The sequence below is a fragment of the Agrobacterium leguminum genome (assembly GCF_015704895.1).
Lineage (GTDB): Bacteria > Pseudomonadota > Alphaproteobacteria > Rhizobiales > Rhizobiaceae > Agrobacterium > Agrobacterium leguminum.
On sequence record NZ_JADQWB010000003.1, the window covers coordinates 103,850 to 128,925 of the forward strand.

Consider the following 25,076-nt stretch of genomic DNA (forward strand, 5'->3'; position numbering starts at 1 on the left):
CGGCCTGCCGCTTTGATTATTGCTGTCTGCCGCCGGGGCGGTATGCCGTTTTGTCTGTCGTTCCTTGCGGCATCGGGCAGCGTGGCATTGAAGCCGCGCCGCCCGTTACCGATGTCATGTGGTCTCAGCCCTTGAGGACTTCAACCAGCGTCTTGCCGAGGCGCGCCGGAGAGGGCGATACCTTGATGCCGGCTGCTTCCATTGCTGCGATCTTCGACTCTGCATCGCCCTTGCCGCCGGAAACGACAGCGCCGGCGTGACCCATGGTGCGGCCCTTCGGAGCCGTACGGCCCGCGATGAAGCCGGCCATCGGCTTCTTGCGGCCCTTCTTGGCTTCATCGATCAGGAACTGCGCTGCATCTTCTTCAGCCGAGCCGCCGATTTCACCGATCATGATGATCGACTGTGTGGCGTCGTCGGCGAGGAACATTTCCAGCACGTCGATGAACTCGGTGCCCTTGACCGGGTCGCCGCCGATGCCGACAGCCGTGGTCTGGCCGAGGCCTTCGTTGGAGGTCTGGAACACGGCTTCATAGGTGAGCGTGCCCGAACGGGAAACGATACCGACCGAACCCTTGCGGAAGATGGAGCCCGGCATGATGCCGATCTTGCATTCTTCCGGCGTCAGGATACCCGGGCAGTTCGGGCCGAGCAGGCGCGACTTGGAGCGGTCGAGGCGAGCCTTGACGCGAACCATGTCCATGACCGGGATACCTTCGGTGATGCAGGTGATGAACGGAATTTCCGCATCGATGGCTTCGATGATGGCGTCTGCTGCACCTGCCGGCGGAACGTAGATCACGGATGCGTCTGCACCGGTCTTTTCCTTGGCTTCGGCAACCGTTGCGAAGATCGGCAGGCTTTCGCCCTTGGAACCGGTCCAGGTTTCGCCGCCCTTCTTCGGGTGAATACCGCCAACCATCTGCGTGCCGTAATAGGCAAGCGCCTGTTCGGTGTGGAAGGTGCCGGTCTTGCCGGTCAGACCCTGAACGAGGATCTTCGTGTCTTTATTAACAAGAATAGACATTATTTCCGGTCCCTCAATTAGCCGTTGATCGCCGCGACGATCTTCTTGGCTGCGTCGTCCAGATCGTCAGCAGCCGTAATCGCAAGGCCAGATTCGTTGAGAAGCTTCTTGCCAAGTTCGACGTTGGTGCCTTCGAGGCGAACGACGAGCGGAACCTGCAAACCGACTTCCTTCACCGCGGCGATTACGCCCTCGGCGATGACGTCGCACTTCATGATGCCGCCGAAGATGTTGACGAGGATGCCCTCGACCTTCGGGTCAGCCGTGATGATCTTGAAGGCTGCCGCAACCTTCTCCTTGCCGGCGCCGCCGCCGACGTCGCAGAAGTTAGCCGGCTCTTTGCCGTAAAGCTTGATGATATCCATCGTCGCCATGGCGAGACCGGCACCGTTGACCATGCAGCCGATGTTGCCGTCGAGAGCAACGTAAGCGAGGTCCCACTTGGAGGCTTCGATTTCCTTGGCGTCTTCTTCGGTCTCGTCGCGCAGCGCCTTGACGTCGTCGTGGCGGAACAGCGCATTGCCGTCGAAGGACATCTTGGCGTCGAGAACGCGCAGATGGCCATTTTCCATGACGATCAGCGGGTTAACCTCGAGGAGAGCCATGTCCTTCTCATTGAAGGCCTTGTAGAGGATCGGGAAGAGCGCCTTGGCGTCTTCGGCTGCAACGCCGTCCAGCGCGAGAGCCTTGGAGATCGCAGCAACGTCGGCGTCGCTTACACCCTTTTCCGGGTTGATGGCGATGGTGTGGATCTTCTCGGGCGTGTCGTGGGCGACAGCTTCGATGTCCATGCCGCCTTCCGTGGAAACCACGAAAGCAACCTGGCCGACGGAACGGTCAACCAGCAGCGAGCAGTAGAGCTCGCGGGCAATGTCCGCGCCGTCTTCGATGTAGAGACGGTTGACCTGCTTGCCGGCTTCACCGGTCTGCGCCGTTACCAGCGTGTTGCCGAGCATGTCCTTCGCGTGGGAAACGACTTCGTCGATGGACTTCGCCAGACGAACGCCGCCCTTGGCGTCCGGGCCGAGTTCCTTGAACTTGCCCTTGCCGCGGCCGCCAGCGTGGATCTGGCTCTTGACGACGTAGAGCGGGCCGGGAAGCTGCTTGGCGGCAGCTTCGGCTTCTTCGACCTTGAGAATGGCGACGCCTTCAGCAACCGGCGCGCCGTAGCCCTTCAGAAGAGCCTTGGCCTGATATTCGTGAATATTCATGGAATAATCCCTGTTTGGAGCCGCTAGGCTATTACTTCAGCGACGGAGCGATGTTGACGCAGGCTTCGCAAAGACCAGCGACAGCGCCGACGGATTTCTGGAAGGCGGCTTCTTCTTCCTTGTTGAGTTCGATCTCGATGATGCGCTCGATACCGCCGGCACCGATGATGGTCGGCACGCCGACATACATGTCGTCGACGCCATACTGGCCCGAGAGGTGGGCAGCGGCGGGCAGAACGCGCTTCTTGTCCTTGAGATAGGATTCAGCCATTTCGATTGCCGAAGCGGCCGGCGCGTAATAGGCCGAACCGGTCTTCAGCAGGCCGACGATTTCCGCGCCGCCGTCACGGGTGCGCTGGATGATCTGCTCGAGGCGCTCGGCCGTCAGCCAGCCCATCTTGACGAGATCGGTCAGCGGAACGCCGGCAACCGTGGAGTAGCGTGCGAGCGGCACCATGGTGTCGCCGTGGCCGCCGAGAACGAAGGCGGTGACGTCTTCAACCGAAACGTTGAATTCTTCGGCGAGGAACAGGCGGAAACGGGCGCTGTCGAGAACGCCGGCCATGCCGACGACCTTGTTCTTGGGCAGGCCGGAGAACTTCTGCAGCGCCCAGACCATCGCGTCGAGCGGGTTGGTGATGCAGATGACGAAAGCGTTCGGGGCATATTTCTTGATGCCGGCGCCGACCTGCTCCATGACCTTGAGGTTGATGCCGAGAAGATCGTCGCGGCTCATGCCCGGCTTGCGGGCAACGCCAGCGGTGACGATGCAGACGTCAGCACCTTCGATGGCGGCGTAATCGGAAGCGCCGGTGAGCTTTGCATTGAAGCCTTCAACCGGGCCGGACTGGGCAATATCCAGACCCTTGCCCTGCGGGATGCCGTCGGCAATATCGAAGAGGACGATATCGCCCAGTTCCTTCAGGCTGGCGAGATGCGCCAGCGTGCCGCCGATCATGCCAGAACCAATAAGTGCAATTTTTTTGCGAGCCATCGAATGCTTCCTCTTGAGCTTCAATTCAATTTCACCGCGCCAAACCGGCAGCCAAATTGTCGCACTCCGATTAGCCCCATTGGCTAAAATTGGCAACAGATTCTTTTCTGGTGAATATTTTCAATCGTTTAGATCATTATTTTCTTACGTAAACGTAAGAAAATACGTCACGAAAGTGTCAAACTTTCTGGCGTTTTTCGTGGTGCAGCGCCAGATAATCCGCGCTGCGCATTTCAAACAGGCGCGAGGCGGTGCGATCGAACTCGAAACCTTCGGTCCCCTTGCGCTTGCCGAGCAGGTCTTCCGGCATGGCGGCAGCAGAGGCAAAAAGCCTGACGCTGTGGTCGTAAAGCGCATCGATGAGAATGATGAAACGCTTGGTCTCGTTGCGCTTGTCCGCATTCAAGAACGGGATATGGTCGATGAAGACCGTATCGAAACGATTGGCGATGGCAAGGAAGTCAGAAGCCCCAAGCGGCTTTTCGCAGAGATCGGAAAAGGAAAACCGGGCTACCCGGCCGCTGGCGCGCGGCACCAGAATGGAGCGGCCCTTCATCGGTATCTCGGTCGGTGCAACGAGGTGACCGGCAATCATGTGCCGCCATGCCATGTCCATCGCCTGATCCGCCGAACCGTCGAGCGGCGTGACATAGACGGGCAGGCTTTCCAGCTTCTCCATCCGGTAATCGGTGGGGCTGTCCAGCGTCACCACCTCCACATGCTTTTTCAAGAGATCGACGAACGGCAGGAACAGGCCACGATTGAGACCATCCTTGTAGAGATTGTCCGGCACGACGTTGGAGGTCGTCACCAATGTACAACCATTGGCGAACAGCTCGCTGAACAGCCGCGCAAGGATCATCGCATCGGCAATATCCGTGACCGTGAATTCGTCGAAGCACAGAAGCTCCGCTTCCGCCAGGAGCTGCGCCGCGACGGGCGGAATCGGATCTGCCTGTTTGGTTTCGCCATTCTTCAGCTTCTGCCGATGCGCATGCACGCGATTATGCACATCCGCCATGAACTCATGAAAATGGCAGCGCCGTTTGGAAGAAACGGGCGCCATCTCGTAGAACATGTCCATCAGCATCGTCTTGCCGCGGCCGACGCTGCCATAGACATATAGTCCCTTGACGGCTGCCGCAGGTCCGGACTTGCGCGCAAACATCCAGCCGAGCGCGCTCTTCTTCTTGGCGGGCTTCCGCGCCTTCAGATCGGCAAGGATACGATCCAGATGCGCCGCCACGCCAAGCTGGGCGGCATCGGCCTGCAAGCTGCCAGCTGCCGTCAATGCGTTGAGCTGTTCAACGACACTATGATTGTAGTCAGGCAAGGGCTTCATGGATAAACGCCTCGGACGCGGGCGCACAAAGGCACCCGCGACGAATGGACAGGCTTAGAGCGAAAAGAGCGTTCCGGCTGCACCGGATAGACTCATCGGCTGAGGCTGAGCGGCTGGCCGCTATTGGTGGTGCCATCAAAGCGCGCATCGGCACTCTTGTAGACGCGGCCAATCGTGTCACCCGAACGGTTCTTGAAGAGAACCATCTTGCCGGACACTTCCCAGGACCCCATCGCCGTCAGCTCGCCCGCGCAACCACGCGTGCCGCCACGAGAACCGCTGCCGAGATTGGTGAGCGTCAGGAACATGTCGCAATTGGCGCCGCCATTGGAAACGCGCCAGTTGCCGACCATGGATTCCTTGGTAACGTCAAGTGCGGCTGCCGGCGGAGCGGCAGAAGCGACATTGGTTCCGCCAGGAGCGGCCGAGGCAGGTGCCGACGGGAACTGGCCGCCCGTGGCGCCACCGGGCGGCGGCAGGGCGCCGGACTGGACGGAGGGCACCGGCTGCGCCTGCAAAGGCGGCGTATAACCGGGATTGTTGCTGGCGTTGTTGTTGTAATCGTAGGAGGTACGTTGGCAACCGGCGAGAGTCATCACAACCGCAAGGCCCGTCACCACATATCTGAATTGCATATCAAGCTCCCGATTCTCTCGCTTCCGGAAAGATCATGATCAAACAAGAAGGCTGAATTATTACCAAAGCCTTATCTTGCGCAAGCGATGGCCGGGATAATTACCATTTCGGTCGATTTTTACCGAATTTTCCCACGCCGGGTTGTAAAAAGGGCCACGGTCGAGACCGCGGCCCGCTAAATTTTCTGTCGTCAGCGAATCGCCTTCAGACGCGACGCTCGACCATCATCTTCTTGATTTCCGCGATCGCCTTGGCCGGGTTCAAGCCCTTCGGGCAAGCCTGCGCGCAGTTCATGATGGTATGGCAGCGGTAAAGGCGGAACGGGTCCTCGAGATTGTCGAGACGCTCGCCGGTTGCCTCATCGCGGCTGTCGATCAACCAGCGATAGGCCTGTAGCAGAACGGCCGGACCAAGATAACGGTCGCCATTCCACCAGTAGCTGGGACAGGAGGTGGAGCAGCAGGCGCAGAGAATGCACTCATAAAGACCGTCCAGCTTCAGGCGGTCCTCATGGCTCTGCTTCCACTCCTTGGCGGGCGTCGGCGAAACCGTCTTCAGCCAGGGTTCGATGGAACGATGCTGGGCGTAGAAGTTCGACAGATCGGGAACGAGGTCCTTCACGACGGGCATATGCGGCAGCGGATAAACCTTTACCGTGCCGTTGATCTCTTCCATGCCCTTGGTGCAGGCGAGCGTGTTGGTGCCGTCGATGTTCATGGCGCAGGAGCCGCAGATGCCTTCGCGGCAGGAGCGGCGCAGCGTCAGCGTCGGGTCGATATTGTTCTTGATGTAGAGAAGCGCATCGAGAACCATCGGCCCGCAATCGTCGACATCGATATAATAGGTGTCGATGCGCGGGTTCTGGCCGTCATCCGGGTTCCAGCGATAGATGCGGTATTCGCGCACATTCGTGGCGCCGTCCGGCTTGGGCCAGACCTTGCCTTCGCTGATCTGGGAATTCTTGGGGAGAGCGAGTTCAACCATGATAAAATCCTAGTATGCCGACAGGAATTCGGACTTCACATAACCCTTGCAACCACCGAACAGCGCGTCGCTGGCTCGCACATAAGCGACCGAGCCTTCGCGCTTTATGACCTCGGCTTTTGTGCCAGGTCTGGCGACGCATTCCAAATTCTGCGCCGTAACCGGATTACCAACCGAGATACGGGCATTCATCGCTGCTTTGGCGGTTTTCCATACGCCGACGTCGTTGAAAACCGCAGCAGTATTCCCACCGGGAGCACGCAACTTGTAGCGCTCAGCAGCCACCGCAGGTGCGGCAGCCGCTAGAACACCAATCAAAAAAACAAGACCGATGCGCTTTCCCATGATCAATATACTCGCGCCTTCGGCTCGATCTTTTTGGGATCAATGCCGTCAGCGATGAGGTCGGTGTGAACAGGGCGATAGTCGAGCTTGACGTCACCTTCCGGGCTGACCCAGGCAAGTGTGTGCTTGCGCCAGTTCACGTCGTCGCGACCGGCGAACGGACCGTCGACGAAATCCTCGCGGGCGTGCGAACCGCGGCTTTCCTTGCGCGCTTCCGCACCATAGACCGTGGTGATCGCATTGGCCATGAGGTTGTGCAGCTCGAGCGTCTCGACCAGATCGGAGTTCCACACCATCGAACGGTCGGTGACCTTGACGTCAGGCAGTTCCTTCCAGATGGCGGAAAGGCGCTGGCAACCGCTTTCCAGCGATTCCTGCGTGCGGAACACGGCCGCATCGTCCTGCATGGCGCGCTGCATCTTGTCGCGCAGCACCGCCGTCGGCGTCGAGCCGTTGGCGTAACGCAGACCGTTGAAGCGCTCCATGATCTTGTCGCAGGCAGCCGTATCGAGGGCGGGAACAGCCTCGTCACGATTGATGACCTGAGCGGCGCGGATCGCGGCTGCACGACCGAAGACCACGAGGTCGATCAGCGAGTTGGAGCCGAGGCGGTTGGCACCGTGAACCGAGGCGCAGCCGGCTTCGCCAACAGCCATCAGGCCGGGCGCGATACGTTCCGGGTTGTTGGCATCGGCATTCAGCACTTCACCCCAGTAGTTGGTCGGAATGCCGCCCATATTGTAGTGAACCGTCGGCAGGACCGGGATCGGCTCGCGGGTCACATCGACACCGGCGAAAATCTTCGCGCTTTCGGAAATGCCCGGAAGACGCTCATGCAGGATCGCCGGATCGAGGTGATCGAGGTGCAGGAAGATGTGGTCCTTGTTCTTGCCGACGCCGCGGCCTTCACGGATTTCCATCGTCATGCAGCGCGAGACAACGTCGCGCGAGGCAAGGTCCTTCGCGGAAGGCGCATAACGCTCCATGAAGCGCTCGCCTTCGGAGTTGACGAGATAACCGCCTTCGCCGCGTGCACCTTCGGTGATCAGGCAGCCTGCGCCATAAATACCGGTCGGGTGGAACTGCACGAATTCCATGTCCTGAAGCGGCAGGCCGGCGCGTGCGATCATGCCGCCGCCGTCGCCGGTGCAGGTATGGGCCGAGGTCGCCGAGAAATAGGCGCGGCCGTAACCGCCGGTCGCCAGAACCACCATCTTGGCGGCAAAGCGATGGATCGTGCCGTCATCGAGGTTCCAGGCGACGACGCCGGTGCAGCGGCCGTCGGGAGACATGATGAGGTCGAGCGCGAAATATTCGATGAAGAATTCCGCATTGTTGCGCAGCGACTGGCCATAAAGCGTGTGCAGAATGGCGTGACCGGTACGGTCGGCGGCGGCGCAGGTGCGCTGCACCGGCGGACCTTCGCCGTAATTCTGCATGTGACCGCCGAACGGGCGCTGGTAGATCTTGCCTTCTTCGTTGCGCGAGAAAGGCACGCCGTAATGTTCCAGCTCATAGACCGCCTTCGGCGCTTCCATGGCGAGATATTGCATCGCATCGACGTCGCCCAGCCAGTCGGAGCCCTTTACGGTGTCGTAAAGGTGCCACTGCCAACAGTCGGGCGTCATGTTGGTGAGCGATGCGGCAATGCCGCCCTGCGCCGCAACCGTGTGGGAGCGCGTCGGGAAAACCTTGGTGATGCAGGCCGTGCGGAAACCCTGTTCCGCCATGCCGAGCGTTGCGCGCAGACCCGCGCCGCCGGCGCCCACCACGATCACATCATAGGAGTGATCGACATAGGTGTAAGCCTTGCCATTCTGGGAAGGTGAACTGATCGATGCCATGGCGGGATTATCCTGCGAATGCGATTTTCAGAATGGCGAAGATGCAAAGACCGCCAATGAGAACCGCGAAAAACATATTGAGCATCAGAAGAACGAGCTTCGAAACCTCGGCGTGAATGTAGTCTTCAATGATGACCTGCATGCCGAGCTTCATGTGGATGAGGCCGGAAACCAAAACCAGAGCCATGATGACCGCAACGAGCGGGTTCGACAGCGCCGCAACGACTTCAGGATAGGGGGCGCCGGCATATCTGATGAGGAAGACGACAAAGAAGATGAGCAACGGAACGTTGGCGACCGCAGTCACGCGCTGACGCCAGAAATGGTCGGTGCCTTCCTTGGCGGAGCCGAGGCCGCGAACCTTTCCGAGAGGTGTACGCATATCCATGAAAAATCTCCTCAGCGCACGATCAGGGCAATGACCCAGATCAGCGCGGTCAGACAGATCGACACCACCCACGAGGCCTTTGCCAGCTTGGTGGTAAAGTGCTTTTCGAAGCCGTAGCCCAGATCCCACATGAAATGGCGAAGGCCGCCAAGCATGTGATGAACCAAAGCCCAGGTGTATCCGATCAGGATGAGCCTGCCGATGATCGTACCCATCGCCCAGTTGACCCAGTCGTAATAGGCAGGACCCGAGGCGATTGCGATCAGCCACCAGGCAACCAGAAGCGTTCCGAAATAAAGCGCGCCGCCCGTGATGCGGTGCACGATGGATGCAACCATCGTCGGAATCAGCTTGTAAACTTGAAGATGCGGCGACAGAGGCCGGTTATTAGTCGCATTCGCCATCAGAACCTCGCGGCGTTTTCCCGTGCGCCCATCAGACAGGACGCCCCCAAGCAACAGCACATGACGAAAGAATGTGCATTGCACCAACCGCGACGTTTAATCACATGGGAGCATCACGACAAGCACATTTCATGGCCGATTCCAATTTAATCGATTGGTTCACGAATTTTTTTTGGAATTTTTTTGCGTCAAAATAAAAAATCGAGCGTTTCCAAGATTTACGCCCCTAAAATATTTACCTTTACGTAATTCATGAATCGTGTAATTTACCTTTGGTTAACCAAGAAAATCCGGAGAATGAGGCTCATGTTACAGCGCCGAATCGCCGCTTTGACCATGATGGTCGCAGGCGTCATTTTCACCGTGGTGCCTCCGGCGGCGGCAGAGAATTCTTATGGCCGACGTGATTATCAGCACGACTATCAACACCGTCAATCACAGGTGAGCTTCTCCACGGACGGGCTGCCATCCACCCTCTCCGGCGGTACTTACGTGGGGGCGATATCGGCGCTACGCGTTCGCGGCAACGGCAATTATTTCGCAATCGGCGGCGGGCTTTCACGTAAAAGCGCAGCGGTTGCAACGGGCACGCAGCTTGCGCCAAAGGCGAAAATCATCAATGTCCGTGCTGAAACCGCTGGCGACACCTGCGCCTATGAACATGGCGTCTGCATTATCCGGCCATAGAGTATTTCCGGCAAGAGGCTGGTTTACTGCAAATGCGTGATGCGCTGATCAGATGAAACGCCACACTGTGGTCTTCTTCACTTCGCTGTCTTCCAGCGCCCGCGTCACCGGCACCTGATAGGTCGCCTCCGCGCGGAGCCGCTCTTTGGGCAAATAAGCGCGTCCGGGATCGCCGACGAGGATGATCACGCCTTTTTCCGTCAGTTCCAGAAACCATGGAACGAGAAGATCGGCAAAGGCACGGTCGTAAAACACGTCGCCGGCCAGCAGAACATCCGCTTCAATCGCTTTCCCAACCAGATCAAGCCCGGTGAAAGCAACGTCCACGCCATTGAGAGCCGCATTCAGCCGAATGGCCGTCTCTGTCCACGGATCGATATCGGCCGCCAGAACAGTATCCGCGCCCGCCTTTGCCGCAGCGATGGCGACCAGACCGGAGCCGCTGGCGAAATCCAGCACGCGCCTGCCGGAAACGCTGTCGGGATGATCGAGAACGTAGCGGGCAAGCCCCTGCCCGCCGGCCCAGGCGAAGGCCCAGAAGGGCGGCGGCAGACCGATCGCTTCCAGCTCCTCCTCCGTCTTCAGCCACAGCTCATGGGCTTCGGTGGCGAGATGAAGACGCAACTCCGGCACATGCGGCGGATGCATGATGGCGGTATTGTCGAGAATGAAGCGTTCGGGATCGGTCCTCACCGAAGCATCAGTCCGGTGACTTCGGTGGATTGGCGAGACCGCCCATGCGGCAGACCTCGAGATATTCCTCTTCCGTCACCGGCTGCACGGAAAGCCGCATGGAAGTGACAAGCGACATCTTCGCCAGCTTCGGATTGGCTTTCACATCCTTCAGCGAAACGGGCTGCGGCATGTCGCAGACGGCGCGGATATCCACGCAATCCCATTTCAGATCGCCTTCGGCGGTCGAGTCCGGATGCGACAATGCGCAGACTTCGACGATGCCGACGACATCCAGCCCCTCATTGGAGTGGTAGAAGAAACCCTTGTCGCCGATCTTCATGGCGCGCATGTTGTTGCGCGCCTGATAATTGCGCACGCCAGTCCATTCTTCGCCCGCCTCGCCCTTGGCCTTCTGCATTTCCCAGGACCATTTGAACGGCTCGGACTTGTAAAGCCAGTAATTCGCCATGTCCGGTCATGCTCCCGGATTGTTGAAGACCCAATTATAGGGCTTCACGTCAACGCTTTCGAACAGGCCGGCCTTGGCGTAAGGATCGGCATCGGCAAGAGCCTTCGCGGCATCGATATCGGCGGCGTCAACGATCACGAGACTGCCATTCGGCTTGCCTTCGGCATCCAGAAACGGACCGGCGATCTTCAGCGTGCCCTCGGCATTCAGCTTGTTCAGGTGCTCCAGATGCGCCGGGCGCGTTTCCATGCGCACATTCAGATGGCCGGACTTGTCCTTGCAGATAAAGGCAAACAGCATTTTCGTCTCCTCGTTAAAACATCTCTTCCAAACGCGTCAGCGGTTTGGAGCGAAGGCCCGCCCTCATTCAGTGGTGATGGGCCGTGTCATCAATTGTTGCATGGCGCTCGCCACATCCAGATTGCCGTCAATGATAGCGGCCACCGCTTCGGTAACCGGCATGTCAACAGCGTGACTTTCCCCGAGCCGGGCAGCGACGGCTGCCGCGAAAGCGCCCTCCACCAGCCCGCCGGACATATCCTTGCCCTCACCCCGGCCAAGCGCGATACCGAAACGCAGGTTTCGAGACTGGTGGCTGGTGGCGGTCAGCACCAGATCGCCGAGGCCCGAGAGGCCGCGCACCGTGTCCGCCTTGCCGCCCATCGCAACGATGAGACGCGACATTTCGGCAAGACCGCGCGAAATCAACGCCGCCCGGGCGGAATCGCCAAGACCCGCGCCTTCGACGATGCCGGCGGCAATGGCAAGAACATTCTTCAGCGCCCCGCCAAGCTGCACGCCGATGCGGTCGGTCGAGGCATAAAGCCGGAAGGTCTTGCCGGAAATCGTGGTCGCAAGCCGCTCGGCTATCGCCGCATCTTCCGCCGCAATCGCCATGGCCGTCGGCAAACCACGCGCTATGTCGGCCGCAAAGCCCGGACCGGACAGAACCGCAATCGGATGATGCGGCAGTTCCGCTTCCAGAAGTTCCGTCAGCAGCCGGCCGGAGCTGCGGTCGATACCCTTGGCGCAGGTGACAATGATGGAGTCATTAGCCAGATAAGGGCCGTAATGACGGGCCGCATCGGCATGAGCCTGCGAGGGCATGGCGAAGAGGACGATGCCGGCGCCGGCCAGCACATCGGGCTCGGCGGAAAATTCAAGCGCATCCGGCAGATCGACGCCCGGCAGGGCCGCCTCGTGCACGCCGTCGCTCCTGAGGTCGGCCATCAGCGATGGATCGCGGCCGAGCAGGGTCACGTCATGCCGGTTTTCCAGCGCGATGACGACGGCGAGCGCTGTTCCGAAGGCGCCAGCGCCGATGACGACGATTTTCTCCCGCTGCATCAGGCCTTGGCTCCCCTTTTACCGAAACCGATCAATGTCTCCGCACTGCCATCCAGCGGCCAGCGCGAGCGCGGCGGGATTTCGAGCGGATCGGGGTCCCGGCCGTCCGCCATGCGCTCCAGCCCCGCCCAGGCGATCATCGCGGCATTATCGGTGCAGAGCCGGTGCGGCGGCGCGACGAAGCGGAAGCCATGGGTATCGCAAAGCGATTGCAGCGTCTGGCGGATTTCCTGATTGGCGGCGACGCCGCCGGCGACGACCAGAGCAGGCTCGGTTTCTGTATGCGGAAATTCCTGCCTGAAACGGACAAGGCCACGGCCGATCCGATCCTTGAGCGTGCGCGACACCGCCTTCTGGAACGAGGCGCAGATATCGGCGATATCCTGCTCGGAAAGCGGCGCGATGGCGGTAGCAGCCTGCCGCACCGCCGTCTTCAGGCCGGAAAAGGAAAAATCGAGCCGTGCTTCGCCGACCATAGGGCGCGGAAGCGGGAAGCGGTTCGGATCACCCTTCGCCGCCGCCTTCTCGACCGCAGGCCCGCCCGGATAGGGCAGGCCCAGAAGTTTCGCGGTCTTGTCGAAGGCCTCCCCCAGCGCGTCATCGATGGTGGTGCCCCAACGCTCATAATCGCCCACGCCACGCACCAGCACCAGTTGGGTATGGCCGCCGGAGACGAGCAGCATCAGATAAGGAAAAGACAGACCGTCGGTGAGGCGCGCCGTCAGCGCGTGGCCTTCCAGATGGTTGATGGCGTAAAGCGGCTTGCCGGCCGCCTTGGCGATGGCCTTGCCCGTCATCAAGCCCACCAGCAGGCCGCCGATGAGGCCGGGGCCGGAGGTGGCGGCGATGGCGTCGACATCGGCAAGGGTCACGCCCGCCTGCTCCAGCGCTTCTTCCACCAGCGTATCCAGCGCCTCGACATGGGCGCGCGCGGCAATTTCCGGCACCACGCCGCCATAGGCGCTGTGTTCCTCAAGCTGCGACAAAACGACGTCGGAGACGATCTCGCCATGGCCGTCCGCATGCCGAACCACAATGGATGCAGCGGTTTCGTCACAGCTTGTCTCTATGCCGAGGATACGAAGAAAGGGGGTCATCAAATCTGTTCGTTCATTGCGATCATGCGCTGAGTTGGTCTAAGACAACTCCGGTAACAATGGATAGACGCGGATGCAAACAAAACCTTTCCGAATCGGCACGCGCGGCAGCCCGCTGGCGCTCGCGCAGGCTTACGAGACGCGCAACCGGCTGATGGCGGCGCATGGCCTGCCGGAAGAAATGTTCGAAATCGTCGTGCTGTCCACCAAGGGCGACCGGATAACCGACCGTGCTTTATCGGAGATCGGCGGCAAGGGCCTGTTTACCGAGGAGCTGGAAAGCCAGCTTCTATCCGGCGAACTCGATATGGCCGTGCATTCCTCCAAGGACATGCCGACCCTTCTGCCCGAAGGGCTCTATCTGTCCGCTTTCCTGCCGCGCGAAGACATACGCGACGCCTTCATCGGCCGCACCGCACCGAAGCTGCTGGAACTGCCGCAGGGCGCCGTGGTCGGCTCCGCATCCCTGCGCCGCCAGGCGCTGATCCGCCGCCTGCGGCCGGATCTGAGCGTTATCATCTTCCGCGGTCAGGTCGATACCCGCCTGCGCAAGCTGGAGGAAGGCCAGGCGGATGCGACGCTTCTCGCCTTTGCGGGTCTGAAGAGACTTGGTAAGGACAATGTGCCGACGGAAATTCTCGACCCGAAGGAATTCCCTCCTGCTCCCGCCCAGGGCGCAATCGGCGTGGAAAGCCGCATCGGCGATGCGCGCATGGACGAACTGCTCGCACCCATAAACGACAGGCCCACTCATGATGCCGTGACCTGCGAGCGCGCCTTTCTGGCAGCACTCGATGGTTCCTGTCGCACGCCGATTGCCGGCTACGCCACCTGCGATGGCGAGGAATTGCATTTTTCCGGCCTGATCCTCACCCCCGATGGCCAAACGAGCCACGGCATCGAAGCCTCCGGCAACCGCCGCGATGCGGCAAAGCTCGGCCGGCAGGCCGGCGAAGACGTGCGCGCCAAGGCGGGCAGCAATTTCTTCGAAGGCTGGAGCTGAGCCGATGCGGATCGTCGTCACCCGGCCGCAGCGTTCGGGCGAAAGGACGGCCGCAAAGCTTGAAGCGCTTGGCCATGCGCCGGTGCTTCTTCCGCTGTTTTATCCCGCCCATCATGGGGAACGCGCCGTCTCGGTGCTATCCGCCCCGCTGGCGGCCATCGCGGTGACCAGTGCCGAGGCGCTGCGGGCGCTGGAAACATCACGGGACGGGCTGGCTCCCTATCTGTCAAAACCGCTTTTCGCCGTCGGCGGAGCAACGGCGGAAGCGGCGGGAAAAACAGGCTTCGAACGGATTTTCACCGCCTCCGGCGACGCCGTGAGTCTGACCGCGCTGGTGACTGAGCACCGGACTCTATTTTCCGAAGAAGAGCCCCTGCTTTATCTCGCCGGCAGGCCCCGTGGCGCCGTCTTCGAGGAAGGCCTTACCGCCGCCGGCATTCCGATCAGAACGGTCGATTGTTACGAGATGCTGCCCTCCGACATTTCGGAGACGATGCTAGAGACGGCGCTTGTCGAAAGCGCTGCCGATGTGGTCCTGCTCTATTCATCGGAAGCGGCGCGGGCGTTTTTTCATCATGTATCGACGGAAAAATACGTGGCGGCGCTGGCAACGACACAATTCATCTGCATCAGCCGCAACGTGTTTTCTCTCGTTCCGGAAATCTTCCGCGCAAACGCCAAGGCCGCCGAAGAACCGAGCGAGGCCGCGATGTTCGAACTTCTACGCCACAACTCTGGAACCTAATTCGAGCTCGCCTCTTTCCTTTGCCGCCGTCACTGACTAGGTTTAGATTACTGCAGGCAGAAATGAGGTTGTCATGGTATCGGGAAAGCCGCCACGCCACTCCAAGTCCAAAGCCGAACCGGTCACCATCGACCTGGACGCCAAAGACGTGAAAGCAATTTCCGCCGACGTGGACGCTGCCAAGACGGACGAAAAGCCCGGTGACAAAACACCTGAGGCCACCGCAGAGCCGGGTGTTTCAGAGACAAAGCCCGAAGCAGCCGCAACGGGAAACCCCGCCCCCATCTGGGACCAGCCCAAGAAAACCCCTATCGAGCCCGAACCCAATGTCGGCAAAGCGGAATCCGTAGCCACGGCACCGAAGGCTGAGAGCGCCGCAGACAAGCAGCCCGCAGACAGGCAGAAAGACCCCGTCTCGCCGGCCCCCGTTTCGCCTAAAGCCGATACAAAACCGTCGACGGGCACCACCGACACGAGCGCGGCTGCGGCTGCAGCAGCTGCTGCGAAGCCGGCCTTCGGCTCCACAGCGTCCTCCAGCGCATCCAGCAGCGCCACCGCTGCAAAACCAACGACGGCGACCTCCGCCTCAGGTCCGGCAAAGCCCTCCACACCGCAGCCGGCGGAGCGCAAACAGGCCGCGACCTCCGGCCTGATCGCGGCAGGTATCGTCGGCGGCCTTGTCGCGCTCGCCGCCGCCGGCAGCATGCAATATGCCGGCATCCTGCCCTCCTTCAATGCAGGCAGGGCGGGAAGCGAAGAAATCGCCGCACTGAAAACCGATCTCGGCAGCTTGCGGCAACAGCTTGCCAATGCGCCGGTCGGCGACACCTCCGCGCTGGAACAGCGCATCGCAACCCTCGAAGGCGCAAAGGGCGAGGCACCGCAGGTGGATGGACTGTCGGAAAAAATCGCCGCGCTGGAATCCACCCTCCAGTCGGAGCGATCCGCACAGGCATCGGCGACGGCGGAACTGACACGCCGCCTTGCGGATGCGGAAGCCAAGATCAACGAGCCGCGCGACGATATCGAAGTCGCCCGCGCCATCGCTTCCGCGGCGCTGAAGGCCGCGATCGATCGCGGTGGGCCGTTCCTGACGGAACTCGACACGCTGTCCAAGGTAACGCCCGACGATCCGGCCATCGCATCGCTGCAATCCTTCGCCGCAACCGGTGTGCCGTCACGTTCGGAACTGATGCAGAAATTCCCTGACGTCGCCAATGCGATGCTTTCCGCGATCAACCAGCCTGACCCCAATCAGGGCATTATGGAACGCCTGACCGAAAGCGCCTTTTCGCTGGTGAAGGTGCGCCCGGTCGGAAATATCGAGGGCGAGACCCCAGAAGCCCAGATCGCGCGCATGGAAAACAAGCTGCGCAACGGCGATCTGCAGGGCGCGGCGCTTGAATGGAACGGGCTTCCCGATGCCGCCAAGACAACATCCGCCGATTACAAGAAATCGCTGGATGCACGCATCGAGGTCGAAAATCTGGTCGGTGGCACGTTGAACCGCGCCATCACCAGCACCGGCAGGCAGGGGTAAGGGCATGACCAGAATTCTGACTTTCGCCGTTATCGTTCTGGCTCTCGGCTTCGGTTTCTCCTGGCTGGCCGACAGGCCTGGCGTCCTTTCCATCGTCTGGCAGGGCCAGCTGATCGAAATGAGCCTGATGGTCGCCGCCTCCATCATCGCGGCGCTGGTCGCCGCCGTCATGCTGGTCTGGTGGATCGTCAATGCCATCTGGACCTCACCCAATGCCGCCCGTCGTTATTTCCGCGCCCGCAAACGCGACCGGGGTTATCAGGCGCTCTCCACCGGGCTCATCGCCGCCGGGGCCGGCAATGCCATCCTCGCCCGCAAGATGACAGCCCGCACTCAAGGGCTGCTCAGCGCCGATCAGGAGCCGCTGATCCATCTGCTCGATGCGCAGGCCGATCTCATCGAAGGCAAATATGACGAGGCGCGGCGCAAATTCGAAGCCATGGCCCGCGATCCCGAGACTCGCGAACTTGGCCTTCGCGGCCTTTATATCGAGGCCCGCCGTCAGGGCGCCTATGAAGCCGCCCAGCAATATGCCGAGGATGCAGCGGAAAAGGCTCCCTATCTGCCCTGGGCCGCGCAGGCGACGCTGGAAAACCGCTGCCGCAACGGACAGTGGGACGATGCCATCCGCCTGCTCGACCAGCAGAAGGCGGCCGGCGTTATCGAACGCGGTGAGGCGGAACGTCTGAAAGCCGTGCTTCTTACCGCCAAGGCCGGCGAAAAGTTGGAAAGCGATCCGGTTGGCGCGCGCGAGGACGCCAAACACGCTCTCAAGCTTGCCAAGAGCCTGGTTCCGGCAGCGCTGATCGCGGCGAAATCCTATCTCCGGGAAGACAATCTGCGCAAGGCAGCCACGGTTCTGGAGCCCGTCTGGAAGAACGATCCGCACCCGCAGATCGCCGAACTTTATGTCCGGGCACGCAGCGGCGATACCGCCATCGACCGGCTGAAACGGGCCGAGCGGCTGGAAAGTCTGAAGCCCAACAACATCGAATCCCTGTTCGCGGTGGCGCAGGCTGCGCTCGACGCCAAGGAATTCGCCAAGGCGCGGGCCAAGGCCGAGGCCGCCGCCCGGATCGAACCGCGCGAGAGCATCTTCCTGCTGATGGCCGATATCGAGGAGGCCGAAACCGGCGATCAGGGCCGTGTGCGCTACTGGATGGCGCAGGCGCTGCGCGCGCCGCGCGACCCCGCCTGGGTGGCCGACGGCGTCGTTTCGGAAAAATGGCTGCCGGTTTCGCCGGTCACCGGCCGTCTTGATGCTTTCGAATGGAAAGCGCCTTTCGGCCAGCTCGAAGCTCCAGTCGAAGACCTGACAATCGAAAACGCGATTGCCGCAGCGCCCGCAAGGGCCGAACCGGCCGCGAAGACGATCATTGTCGAAGCCGCGCCGGAGACACGCGCCGACCCGAAACCCGCCCCGGCCGCACCGATCGAGGTCAAGCCGGCCGTATCGGTCCCGCAGGAGAAAAAGCCGGTCACAATCGAAGCGCCAGTGGAAGCCGATGCCACGGATGAAAAGGCGGAAGCCGTGCCGTTTTTCGGCGGCGCGCCGGATGATCCGGGCGTCAAGAAACCCGGTGCGGAAGCCGAACCCAAGACCCGGCTCAAACTCTTCTGACGAACAGGATATCGATGTTCCAGCAAATACAGTCGTTTATTCAGAACCTCGTCGGCCCGCATGGGGATGATTTCAGCCCGGACGATCTGAGGGTGGCGGTGGCTGCCCTCTGTTTCCAGGTCATGGAAGCGGATGGCACCGTCTCGAAAAGCGAGCGTGACCGCCTGCGCGAAATACTGCAGGATTATTACCATCTCGATGCCGGCAAGCTGGACGCGCTTCTCGCCGCCGGCCAGGAGGCGGGCAAGGAAGCCGTCGATTATTACCGCTTCACCACCGATATACGCCGCCATCTCGATGAAGATCAGCGCGTGGAGCTTATTGGCATATTATGGGATATTGTTTACGCTGACGGCGAACGAAGCGAAATGGAAGACCATGTGATCTGGCGAGTCGCCGACCTGCTTGGTGTATCCGTGCGCGACAGGGTTCTGCAACGTCAGCAGGCCGCCACGAGGTCCGGGCCCGCTGAAGAAAGCGAAAACGAAGACGATGCTGTTTGACCCTTCCAGGCAACAGAGAAAACAACCATCGCTGCTCATCGTCCTGCATCAGGAACGTTCCACGCCCGGCCGCGTCGGCCAGATGCTGGTGGAAAAAGGGTATCGTCTGGATATAAGGCGCCCTGCACTCGGCGACGACCTGCCGCAAACGCTGGAGAAACACGCGGGCGCCATCATTTTCGGCGGCCCGATGAGCGCCAACGATTCTCATGACTACGTCAAAGCCGAAATCGACTGGCTGAAGGTGCCGTTGAAGGAAAACAAACCCTTTCTCGGCATCTGTCTCGGCGCGCAGATGCTGTCCAAACATCTCGGCGGCAAGGTGGAGGCCGACAGGGAGGGCAAGGTGGAGATCGGCTGGTATCCGCTTCATGCCACCGAACACGGGCGGCTTCTGATGCCGCATTGGCCGAAGATGGTCTATCATTTCCACAAGGAAGGGTTCGAGCTGCCACGCGGAGCCGAACTTCTGGCCTCCGGCGAAACCTATCCCAATCAGGCCTATCGCTATGGAAAAAACGCTTGGGGCCTGCAGTTTCACGCCGAACTGACCCGCGCCATGATGCATAGCTGGGTGGTGCGCGGCGCGCAGCGCTTCGGCATGCCCAATGCGCAGGTGGGCAGCCAGCATCTGGAAGGCCGCATGCTGTTCGACACGCCGCTCAGGGCATGGCTCGGCAATTTTCTCGATTTGGTTTTTGAGGGCAAGGCGCAGCGCTGAGGCCCATCGCCATCAGTTCGGCGCGTCCAGATTGTCGATTCTGCGCAGCTTTGAAAAGCTGAGCGCCCAGATAACAGCCACAGCAAGCGTGCCCGCCCCGCCGATGACAACGGCCGGCACGGCCCCGACGACATGCGCCATGGTGCCGGCGCGGAATTCGCCCAGCTCGTTCGATGCGCCGACGAACACCATGTTCACGGCATTCACACGCCCGCGCACCTCATCCGGCGTCCACAGCGCGATCAGGGTCTCGCGCACATAAACCGACACCATGTCGGATGCGCCCATGACTACCAACGCGGCAATGGACAGCCACGCAGTTTGCGAAAGCCCGAAGACCACAGTGGAGATGCCGAAGAGGCCGACGCCGGTAAACATCAACAGGCCTGCATGGTGACGAATGGGCTTGAAGGCCAGAATGACCGCAACGGTAATGGCCCCGATGCCGGGCGCTGCGCGCAAAAGCCCGAGGCCCCATGGCCCGAGCGTCAGCACTTCCTTGGCAAAAATCGGCATCAGCGCAACGGCGCCGCCCAGCAACACCGCGAAAAGATCGAGCGAGATCGCACCGAGAACGATTTTTTCCTGCGCGATGAATTTGAACCCGGCGAGCATGGTTTCGAGACTGATGGCTTTTGCCGGGCCGCGTTGTTCCGGCTTGCGGATCGTCACCGCAAGCGTGGCCGATACGATGAAGAGCACGAATGCCACACTATAGGCGACGGAAGCACCGAGGCCATAAAGCAGGCCGCCGGCGACGGGACCGAGAATGGACGCCATCTGCCACGAAGAGGAATTCCAGGCGATGGCGTTCGGCAAATCCTCCACCGGCACGAGATTGGGCGCCAGCGACTGGACCGCCGGTCCCATGAAGGCGCGCTCTATGCCGAAGACGACAAGAATGGCGAAGACCGGCCAGGGGGAAAAGCTGTGCGTCAGCGTAAGACCCAGAAGAGCGGCAGCGCACAGCGCCGCAATCAGCAGGCATATGGCCATGATGCGCCGACGATTGTGCCGGTCGGCGACCGTTCCGGTAACGAGGATCAGAAGCAGCGACGGCAGAAACTGGAAAAGACCGATCAGGCCGAGATAAAAGGCGTTGCCGGTCACCTCATACATCTGCCAGCCGACCGAGACGCTGACGATCTGGATGGCGAAAGCGGAAAAAAACCGGGCGCTGAAAAAGCGGCGATAGGAACTATGCCGGAATGCACCGAAACGGTTTTCGGCGTAAGGGAGGGACATCGGCTGGGTGCTCGCGAGACAATATGAGAGCTTTGCAATAGAGCGATATCACGGGAATCGCCAGCCCTCACCAGCGGGATGACGAAAAGTGTGAGCGGTTTTCGTCTGAAATCCCTCTACAAAGCCATGAACCAGATTGTGATGATCGCCGGCCGATCAGACCAAAGATCATTACGATCCGGCGCGACACTTGCCGGTTCACGGTTCAATGTCTAAATGTCTTGCAACCAAGATACGGAGATATTGATGCTTGCCCTGTTTCAGACCATCGATCTGGCCTTGAACCTCTATACGTGGGTGCTGATCGCCAGCGCTATTTTTTCCTGGCTTTACGCCTTCAACGTCATCAATTCCCGCAACCAGTTCGTGAACGCCATCGGCAGCTTTCTGTTCAATGTCACGGAACCGGTTCTGCGCCCCATCCGCCGCATTCTACCCAATCTCGGCGGCATCGACATTTCGCCGATCATCGTGCTCTTGATCATCTTCTTCATCCGCTCCTTCATGTGGAACACGCTTTACCCGATGGTCGCTTGAGCGGCTGCTGGCAGAAGCATAGCGACCATGTCCGCCTGACCGTCCGCCTCACACCGAATGGCGGGCGGGACGCCATCGACGGCGTGGAAAAGGATGCGGAGGGAAACGCGCATCTGAAGGCCCGCGTCAGCGCCGTGCCGGAAGGCGGCAAGGCCAACAAGGCCCTGATTGTTTTGCTGGCGAAAAAACTCGGCCTGCCGAAATCCTCCATCAGCTTCGTTTCAGGCGAAACGGCGCGTAAAAAAATCCTCCGGATCGACACCGACCCGGAGGATTTCGAAGAGCTATTCAAAAAGCTCGAAAACTAAAGCGCATCGCGTCTAATCTGATTCATGCGACGCGCTTTAGATCTTTGTTTTTAAGCATGTCTTGGTCCCAAAACCGCTGCACACTTTTGGGAGACATGCTTTAGATCAGCCCTGCGCCTTGTAGCGCTCGATGGCTTCGACGATCAGCTTCTTGGCGACGTCGACATCCTGCCAGCCGCCCATCTTAACCCACTTGCCGGGCTCCAGATCCTTGTAGTGCTCGAAGAAGTGCTCGATCTGCTTCAGCGTGATTTCCGGCAGGTCGGTGTAGTTGTGGACCTTGTCGTAACGGCGCGTCAGCTTCGGGACCGGCACGGCCAGGATCTTCTCGTCCTTGCCGCCGTCATCTTCCATGATCATTACGCCGATGGGGCGGACATTGATGACGCAGCCCGGAACCAGCGGACGGGTGTTGCAGATGAGAACGTCGATCGGGTCGCCATCGTCAGACAGGGTGTGCGGCACGAAACCATAGTTACCTGGATAGGTCATCGGCGTGTAGAGGAAGCGATCGACGATCAGCGCACCGGCATCCTTGTCCATCTCGTACTTGATCGGGTGTCCACCGACCGGCACTTCAACGATGACATTCACGTCATCCGGCGGATTCTTGCCTACGGAAATTGCATCGATACGCATTCGCTTCCCTCATTCGACGGGTTGGATTTGGTTTTCGATACTGGGAAAGTCGCCGCATTGCAACATGGCTTTGGACGGATAAGGCAGAATGCGGGATTTGAGGCTATCGCAATTGCGCATGGCCGACCGCGAGAATGAACCCAAGGCCAAATCACCCGGCATTGTTTGTCAGTTCCAGACGAAACCGACCTTGCGAAGCGACTTGCCGTCGAAATCTTCCATGCCTTCGGCGATATCGCGGCCACCGTGAGAGCGGAAAAAGCGATTGGCCACATCGCTGTCTTCAAGGCACCAGACAACGATGCCGTTGCAGCCAAGCGAGGTCAGCAGTCTGCGCGCTTCCGTAAACAGCAGCGAGCCAAGCCCGATGCCCTGATATTCCGGCCGGAGATAAAGTTCGTAAATCTCGCCGTCCTGCGGCAGCCCGCGTGCCCGGCTGAGGCCCAGCGTCGCATATCCGGCGACCACACCGGCCACCTCCACCACCAGCATCGTTGCGGAGCCTTTGGTCGCCTTTTTCCACCAGATTTCCCCACGACGCTCGAGCATCTGCGTCAACGGCCTGTGCGGAATAAGCCCGGCATAGGCCTGTTGCCACGACAGACGGTGCGCCTCGGAGATGGCGCGCGCATCATGCGGTTCAGCACGGCGAACATCGATGGATAACGTTTTCATAACGCGATTCTGGCCCCGGCCACGCAAACTTACCAGTCATAAAGGTTAACGCCGGCAAGCTTACCCACAGCCTATTCATGTGGACGACCGATAAAAATTAACGCATCCTTAACCTTTGGCACAAGCACCTTTCGACTCATGCACACATAAAAACGAACGCATAAAAAAACCCGGCTCGAGGCCGGGTTCTTTCAAATTCGTAACGACAAGCCGCAATCAGACAGCGAGCTTGGCCTTTTCAAAACGCTTGCGATCGTTGGCGTCCAGGAACATCTTGCGCAGACGGATGGACTTCGGCGTCACTTCCATCAGCTCATCGTCCTGAATCCAGGAAAGAGCGCGATCGAGCGTCATGCGGATCGGCGGCGTCAGCTTCACGGCTTCATCCTTGCCGGCAGCGCGGATGTTGGTCAGCTGCTTGCCCTTCAGCACGTTCACTTCGAGATCGTTATCGCGAGAGTGAATACCGATGATCATACCGGCATAGACCTTTTCACCCGGCTCGATGATCATCGGGCCGCGATCTTCCAGGTTGAACATGGCATAAGCGACAGCTTCGCCCGAACCGTTCGACAAGAGAACGCCGTTTACGCGGCCGGCAATCTGGCCCTTGAAGGGCTGATAGTCGTGGAACAGACGGTTCATGATCGCCGTGCCGCGGGTGTCGGTCAAAAGCTCCGACTGGTAGCCGATCAGGCCACGGGTCGGCGCATAGAACTTCAGACGAACGCGATTGCCGCCGGAAGGACGAAGCTCGGCCATTTCAGCCTTGCGCTCGGACATCTTCTGCACGACGACGCCGGAATGTTCTTCATCAACGTCGATCACGACTTCTTCGATCGGCTCCAGCAGGGTGCCGTTCTCATCCTTGTGCATGACGACGCGCGGACGCGAAACGGCAAGCTCGAAGCCTTCGCGACGCATGGTTTCGATCAGAACCGCCAGCTGCAATTCGCCACGGCCGGAAACGAAGAACGAATCCTTGCCTTCGGCTTCTTCGATCTTCAGCGCAACGTTACCTTCGGCTTCCTTGAACAGACGGTCACGAATAACGCGGCTCGTGACCTTGTCGCCTTCGGTGCCAGCCAGCGGGCTGTCGTTGACGATGAACGACATAGTAACGGTCGGCGGGTCGATCGGCTGCGCGGTCATCGCCTCGGTGACGGAGGGGTCACAGAAGGTGTCGGCAACAGTACCCTTGGAGAGGCCTGCAATGGCGACGATGTCGCCGGCATGGGCTTCTTCGATAGACGTGCGCTCGATGCCGCGGAATGCGAGGATCTTGGAGATACGGCCGTTTTCAATAACCTTGCCGTCCTGGCCGAGAACCTTCACCGCCTGGTTCGGCTTGATGGAGCCGGAAGCGATGCGGCCGGTGATGATGCGGCCGAGGAAGTTGTTGGCTTCAAGGATGGTGCCGATCAGGCGGAACGGACCTTCTTCAACCTTGGGCTCCGGAACATGTTCGAGAACCAGATCGAGCAGCGGCGCAAGACCCTGATCCTTCGGACCTTCCGGGTTGACGTTCATCCAGCCATCACGGCCGGAACCGTAGAGGATCGGGAAGTCGAGCTGCTCATCGGTGGCGTCGAGGTTTGCGAAAAGGTCGAAGACTTCGTTGATGACTTCTTCGTGGCGGCCATCCGGGCGGTCGATCTTGTTGATCGCGACGATCGGGCGAAGACCGACCTTCAGCGCCTTGCTGACCACGAACTTGGTCTGCGGCATCGGGCCTTCCGAGCTATCGACCAGAACGATTGCGCCGTCCACCATCGACAGGATACGCTCGACTTCGCCGCCGAAGTCGGCGTGGCCGGGGGTGTCGACGATGTTGATGCGGACACCCTTCCACTCCACCGAGGTCGCCTTGGCGAGAATGGTGATGCCACGTTCCTTTTCGAGATCGTTGCTATCCATCACGCGCTCGGCGACACGCTGGTTGTCGCGGAACGAGCCGGACTGCTTCAGAAGCTCGTCCACGAGCGTCGTTTTTCCATGGTCAACGTGCGCGATGATCGCGATGTTGCGAAGTGCCATTGTTCAAAATCTCTGAGGTTGGGCGCTATATTGATGAGAAACGCCAATTTAG

Annotated in this window: 28 protein-coding genes; 9 read left to right on the forward strand and 19 right to left on the reverse strand. The window is 60.2% G+C overall.

The window, feature by feature from the left end; translation table 11 throughout:
- Positions 1-124: 124 nt before the first annotated feature.
- From sucD to sdhC, 10 genes are all read right to left on the reverse strand, one after another.
- Positions 125-1,027 carry a succinate--CoA ligase subunit alpha gene (gene sucD / locus I3J13_RS06195; RefSeq protein ID WP_003492390.1) on the reverse strand — a complete coding sequence of 301 codons (903 nt, stop codon included), beginning with the start codon at positions 1,025-1,027 and terminating at the stop codon, positions 125-127.
- Between the two features lie 17 nt (positions 1,028-1,044).
- A complete protein-coding gene (gene sucC / locus I3J13_RS06200) occupies positions 1,045-2,238 on the reverse strand; it encodes an ADP-forming succinate--CoA ligase subunit beta (protein WP_035263523.1) in 1,194 nt (397 codons plus the stop codon).
- 31 nt (positions 2,239-2,269) lie between these two features.
- Positions 2,270-3,232 (reverse strand): malate dehydrogenase, encoded by a 963-nt coding sequence (mdh, locus tag I3J13_RS06205; protein WP_003523512.1) that lies wholly within the window; start codon positions 3,230-3,232, stop codon positions 2,270-2,272.
- A 178-nt stretch (positions 3,233-3,410) separates the two neighbouring features.
- Positions 3,411-4,574 (reverse strand): cell division protein ZapE, encoded by a 1,164-nt coding sequence (zapE, locus tag I3J13_RS06210; RefSeq protein ID WP_196378292.1) that lies wholly within the window; start codon positions 4,572-4,574, stop codon positions 3,411-3,413.
- 92 nt (positions 4,575-4,666) lie between these two features.
- A complete protein-coding gene (locus tag I3J13_RS06215; RefSeq protein ID WP_196378293.1) occupies positions 4,667-5,209 on the reverse strand; it encodes a protease inhibitor Inh/omp19 family protein in 543 nt (180 codons plus the stop codon).
- 205 nt (positions 5,210-5,414) lie between these two features.
- Positions 5,415-6,194: a succinate dehydrogenase iron-sulfur subunit gene (locus I3J13_RS06220; RefSeq protein WP_196378294.1), complete on the reverse strand. Its 780-nt coding sequence runs from the start codon at positions 6,192-6,194 to the stop codon at positions 5,415-5,417.
- A 9-nt stretch (positions 6,195-6,203) separates the two neighbouring features.
- A complete protein-coding gene (locus I3J13_RS06225; protein WP_080853028.1) occupies positions 6,204-6,539 on the reverse strand; it encodes a succinate dehydrogenase in 336 nt (111 codons plus the stop codon).
- A 2-nt stretch (positions 6,540-6,541) separates the two neighbouring features.
- The gene (sdhA, locus tag I3J13_RS06230; protein WP_003523508.1) at positions 6,542-8,383 is read right to left on the reverse strand and encodes a succinate dehydrogenase flavoprotein subunit; all 1,842 of its coding nucleotides are present in this window, start codon (positions 8,381-8,383) and stop codon (positions 6,542-6,544) included.
- Positions 8,384-8,390: 7 nt separating this feature from the next.
- Entirely contained in the window at positions 8,391-8,771 is a 381-nt protein-coding gene (gene sdhD / locus I3J13_RS06235) for a succinate dehydrogenase, hydrophobic membrane anchor protein (RefSeq protein WP_020811956.1), read from the reverse strand.
- 11 nt (positions 8,772-8,782) lie between these two features.
- Entirely contained in the window at positions 8,783-9,175 is a 393-nt protein-coding gene (gene sdhC, locus I3J13_RS06240; RefSeq protein WP_003523506.1) for a succinate dehydrogenase, cytochrome b556 subunit, read from the reverse strand.
- A gap of 306 nt (positions 9,176-9,481) precedes the next feature.
- Here sdhC and I3J13_RS06245 point away from each other — a divergent pair, with 306 nt between their 5' ends.
- Entirely contained in the window at positions 9,482-9,862 is a 381-nt protein-coding gene (locus I3J13_RS06245; RefSeq protein WP_196378295.1) for a hypothetical protein, read from the forward strand.
- A 48-nt stretch (positions 9,863-9,910) separates the two neighbouring features.
- Here the strand turns inward: I3J13_RS06245 and I3J13_RS06250 are convergent, their stop codons facing one another.
- The 5 genes from I3J13_RS06250 to tsaD all read right to left on the reverse strand — a co-directional run bounded on the left by I3J13_RS06250 (position 9,911) and on the right by tsaD (position 13,450).
- Complete coding sequence (locus I3J13_RS06250; protein WP_196378296.1) at positions 9,911-10,555, reverse strand: 50S ribosomal protein L11 methyltransferase; 645 nt, start codon at positions 10,553-10,555, stop codon at positions 9,911-9,913.
- Between the two features lie 7 nt (positions 10,556-10,562).
- A complete protein-coding gene (locus tag I3J13_RS06255) occupies positions 10,563-11,006 on the reverse strand; it encodes an EVE domain-containing protein (RefSeq protein WP_003523502.1) in 444 nt (147 codons plus the stop codon).
- A gap of 6 nt (positions 11,007-11,012) precedes the next feature.
- A complete protein-coding gene (locus I3J13_RS06260) occupies positions 11,013-11,306 on the reverse strand; it encodes a YciI-like protein (protein ID WP_196378297.1) in 294 nt (97 codons plus the stop codon).
- Positions 11,307-11,369: 63 nt separating this feature from the next.
- The gene (locus tag I3J13_RS06265; protein ID WP_196378298.1) at positions 11,370-12,353 is read right to left on the reverse strand and encodes an NAD(P)H-dependent glycerol-3-phosphate dehydrogenase; all 984 of its coding nucleotides are present in this window, start codon (positions 12,351-12,353) and stop codon (positions 11,370-11,372) included.
- A complete protein-coding gene (gene tsaD, locus I3J13_RS06270) occupies positions 12,353-13,450 on the reverse strand; it encodes a tRNA (adenosine(37)-N6)-threonylcarbamoyltransferase complex transferase subunit TsaD (RefSeq protein ID WP_196378299.1) in 1,098 nt (365 codons plus the stop codon). Before tsaD ends, I3J13_RS06265 begins: the two co-directional genes overlap by 1 nt.
- Before the next feature lie 73 nt (positions 13,451-13,523).
- Between tsaD and hemC the strand changes: the two genes are divergently transcribed.
- From hemC to I3J13_RS06300, 6 genes are all read left to right on the forward strand, one after another.
- Entirely contained in the window at positions 13,524-14,453 is a 930-nt protein-coding gene (gene hemC / locus I3J13_RS06275) for a hydroxymethylbilane synthase (RefSeq protein ID WP_142844371.1), read from the forward strand.
- A 4-nt stretch (positions 14,454-14,457) separates the two neighbouring features.
- Entirely contained in the window at positions 14,458-15,198 is a 741-nt protein-coding gene (locus tag I3J13_RS06280; protein ID WP_125145319.1) for a uroporphyrinogen-III synthase, read from the forward strand.
- Between the two features lie 73 nt (positions 15,199-15,271).
- Positions 15,272-16,738, forward strand: coding sequence for a COG4223 family protein (locus I3J13_RS06285; RefSeq protein ID WP_196378300.1), 1,467 nt, complete (start codon positions 15,272-15,274; stop codon positions 16,736-16,738).
- Positions 16,739-16,742: 4 nt separating this feature from the next.
- Positions 16,743-18,359 (forward strand): heme biosynthesis protein HemY, encoded by a 1,617-nt coding sequence (locus I3J13_RS06290; RefSeq protein ID WP_196378301.1) that lies wholly within the window; start codon positions 16,743-16,745, stop codon positions 18,357-18,359.
- A gap of 14 nt (positions 18,360-18,373) precedes the next feature.
- Positions 18,374-18,862, forward strand: coding sequence for a tellurite resistance TerB family protein (locus I3J13_RS06295; protein ID WP_020813557.1), 489 nt, complete (start codon positions 18,374-18,376; stop codon positions 18,860-18,862).
- The gene (locus tag I3J13_RS06300; RefSeq protein WP_003523491.1) at positions 18,852-19,583 is read left to right on the forward strand and encodes a glutamine amidotransferase; all 732 of its coding nucleotides are present in this window, start codon (positions 18,852-18,854) and stop codon (positions 19,581-19,583) included. Before I3J13_RS06295 ends, I3J13_RS06300 begins: the two co-directional genes overlap by 11 nt.
- Before the next feature lie 12 nt (positions 19,584-19,595).
- On the opposite strand, the gene I3J13_RS06305 is transcribed toward I3J13_RS06300, so the two are convergent.
- On the reverse strand, positions 19,596-20,828 hold the full coding sequence (locus I3J13_RS06305) for an MFS transporter (RefSeq protein ID WP_196378302.1): 1,233 nt from the start codon (positions 20,826-20,828) through the stop codon (positions 19,596-19,598).
- A 246-nt stretch (positions 20,829-21,074) separates the two neighbouring features.
- On the opposite strand from I3J13_RS06305, the gene I3J13_RS06310 reads away from it, so the two are divergent.
- Together I3J13_RS06310 and I3J13_RS06315 are read left to right on the forward strand one after the other, a co-directional pair.
- The gene (locus I3J13_RS06310) at positions 21,075-21,365 is read left to right on the forward strand and encodes a YggT family protein (RefSeq protein WP_003523487.1); all 291 of its coding nucleotides are present in this window, start codon (positions 21,075-21,077) and stop codon (positions 21,363-21,365) included.
- A complete protein-coding gene (locus tag I3J13_RS06315; protein ID WP_003523486.1) occupies positions 21,362-21,673 on the forward strand; it encodes a DUF167 domain-containing protein in 312 nt (103 codons plus the stop codon). The genes I3J13_RS06310 and I3J13_RS06315 overlap by 4 nt, the downstream gene beginning before the upstream one ends.
- 105 nt (positions 21,674-21,778) lie before the next feature.
- On the opposite strand, the gene ppa is transcribed toward I3J13_RS06315, so the two are convergent.
- The 3 genes from ppa to typA form a co-directional block, all read right to left on the reverse strand.
- The gene (ppa, locus tag I3J13_RS06320) at positions 21,779-22,312 is read right to left on the reverse strand and encodes an inorganic diphosphatase (RefSeq protein WP_003523485.1); all 534 of its coding nucleotides are present in this window, start codon (positions 22,310-22,312) and stop codon (positions 21,779-21,781) included.
- 168 nt (positions 22,313-22,480) lie between these two features.
- Positions 22,481-22,987, reverse strand: coding sequence for a GNAT family N-acetyltransferase (locus tag I3J13_RS06325; protein ID WP_080815633.1), 507 nt, complete (start codon positions 22,985-22,987; stop codon positions 22,481-22,483).
- Between the two features lie 216 nt (positions 22,988-23,203).
- Positions 23,204-25,024 carry a translational GTPase TypA gene (gene typA, locus I3J13_RS06330; RefSeq protein ID WP_003523483.1) on the reverse strand — a complete coding sequence of 607 codons (1,821 nt, stop codon included), beginning with the start codon at positions 25,022-25,024 and terminating at the stop codon, positions 23,204-23,206.
- Positions 25,025-25,076 lie beyond the last annotated feature (52 nt).

Coding starts and splice junctions, on each gene's coding strand:
- mdh (WP_003523512.1), bottom strand. CDS start 3,232: ATGGCTCGCAAAAAAATTGCACTTATTGGTTCTGGCATGATCGGCGGC.
- sucC (WP_035263523.1), bottom strand. CDS start 2,238: ATGAATATTCACGAATATCAGGCCAAGGCTCTTCTGAAGGGCTACGGC.
- I3J13_RS06265 (WP_196378298.1), bottom strand. CDS start 12,353: ATGCAGCGGGAGAAAATCGTCGTCATCGGCGCTGGCGCCTTCGGAACA.
- tsaD (WP_196378299.1), bottom strand. CDS start 13,450: ATGACCCCCTTTCTTCGTATCCTCGGCATAGAGACAAGCTGTGACGAA.
- I3J13_RS06325 (WP_080815633.1), bottom strand. CDS start 22,987: ATGAAAACGTTATCCATCGATGTTCGCCGTGCTGAACCGCATGATGCG.
- sucD (WP_003492390.1), bottom strand. CDS start 1,027: ATGTCTATTCTTGTTAATAAAGACACGAAGATCCTCGTTCAGGGTCTG.
- sdhC (WP_003523506.1), bottom strand. CDS start 9,175: ATGGCGAATGCGACTAATAACCGGCCTCTGTCGCCGCATCTTCAAGTT.
- I3J13_RS06255 (WP_003523502.1), bottom strand. CDS start 11,006: ATGGCGAATTACTGGCTTTACAAGTCCGAGCCGTTCAAATGGTCCTGG.
- I3J13_RS06300 (WP_003523491.1), top strand. CDS start 18,852: ATGCTGTTTGACCCTTCCAGGCAACAGAGAAAACAACCATCGCTGCTC.
- sdhD (WP_020811956.1), bottom strand. CDS start 8,771: ATGGATATGCGTACACCTCTCGGAAAGGTTCGCGGCCTCGGCTCCGCC.
- I3J13_RS06280 (WP_125145319.1), top strand. CDS start 14,458: ATGCGGATCGTCGTCACCCGGCCGCAGCGTTCGGGCGAAAGGACGGCC.
- I3J13_RS06310 (WP_003523487.1), top strand. CDS start 21,075: ATGCTTGCCCTGTTTCAGACCATCGATCTGGCCTTGAACCTCTATACG.
- I3J13_RS06225 (WP_080853028.1), bottom strand. CDS start 6,539: ATGGGAAAGCGCATCGGTCTTGTTTTTTTGATTGGTGTTCTAGCGGCT.
- zapE (WP_196378292.1), bottom strand. CDS start 4,574: ATGAAGCCCTTGCCTGACTACAATCATAGTGTCGTTGAACAGCTCAAC.
- hemC (WP_142844371.1), top strand. CDS start 13,524: ATGCAAACAAAACCTTTCCGAATCGGCACGCGCGGCAGCCCGCTGGCG.
- typA (WP_003523483.1), bottom strand. CDS start 25,024: ATGGCACTTCGCAACATCGCGATCATCGCGCACGTTGACCATGGAAAA.
- I3J13_RS06305 (WP_196378302.1), bottom strand. CDS start 20,828: ATGTCCCTCCCTTACGCCGAAAACCGTTTCGGTGCATTCCGGCATAGT.
- I3J13_RS06285 (WP_196378300.1), top strand. CDS start 15,272: ATGGTATCGGGAAAGCCGCCACGCCACTCCAAGTCCAAAGCCGAACCG.
- I3J13_RS06260 (WP_196378297.1), bottom strand. CDS start 11,306: ATGCTGTTTGCCTTTATCTGCAAGGACAAGTCCGGCCATCTGAATGTG.
- I3J13_RS06295 (WP_020813557.1), top strand. CDS start 18,374: ATGTTCCAGCAAATACAGTCGTTTATTCAGAACCTCGTCGGCCCGCAT.
- I3J13_RS06290 (WP_196378301.1), top strand. CDS start 16,743: ATGACCAGAATTCTGACTTTCGCCGTTATCGTTCTGGCTCTCGGCTTC.
- I3J13_RS06220 (WP_196378294.1), bottom strand. CDS start 6,194: ATGGTTGAACTCGCTCTCCCCAAGAATTCCCAGATCAGCGAAGGCAAG.
- sdhA (WP_003523508.1), bottom strand. CDS start 8,383: ATGGCATCGATCAGTTCACCTTCCCAGAATGGCAAGGCTTACACCTAT.
- I3J13_RS06245 (WP_196378295.1), top strand. CDS start 9,482: ATGTTACAGCGCCGAATCGCCGCTTTGACCATGATGGTCGCAGGCGTC.
- I3J13_RS06215 (WP_196378293.1), bottom strand. CDS start 5,209: ATGCAATTCAGATATGTGGTGACGGGCCTTGCGGTTGTGATGACTCTC.
- ppa (WP_003523485.1), bottom strand. CDS start 22,312: ATGCGTATCGATGCAATTTCCGTAGGCAAGAATCCGCCGGATGACGTG.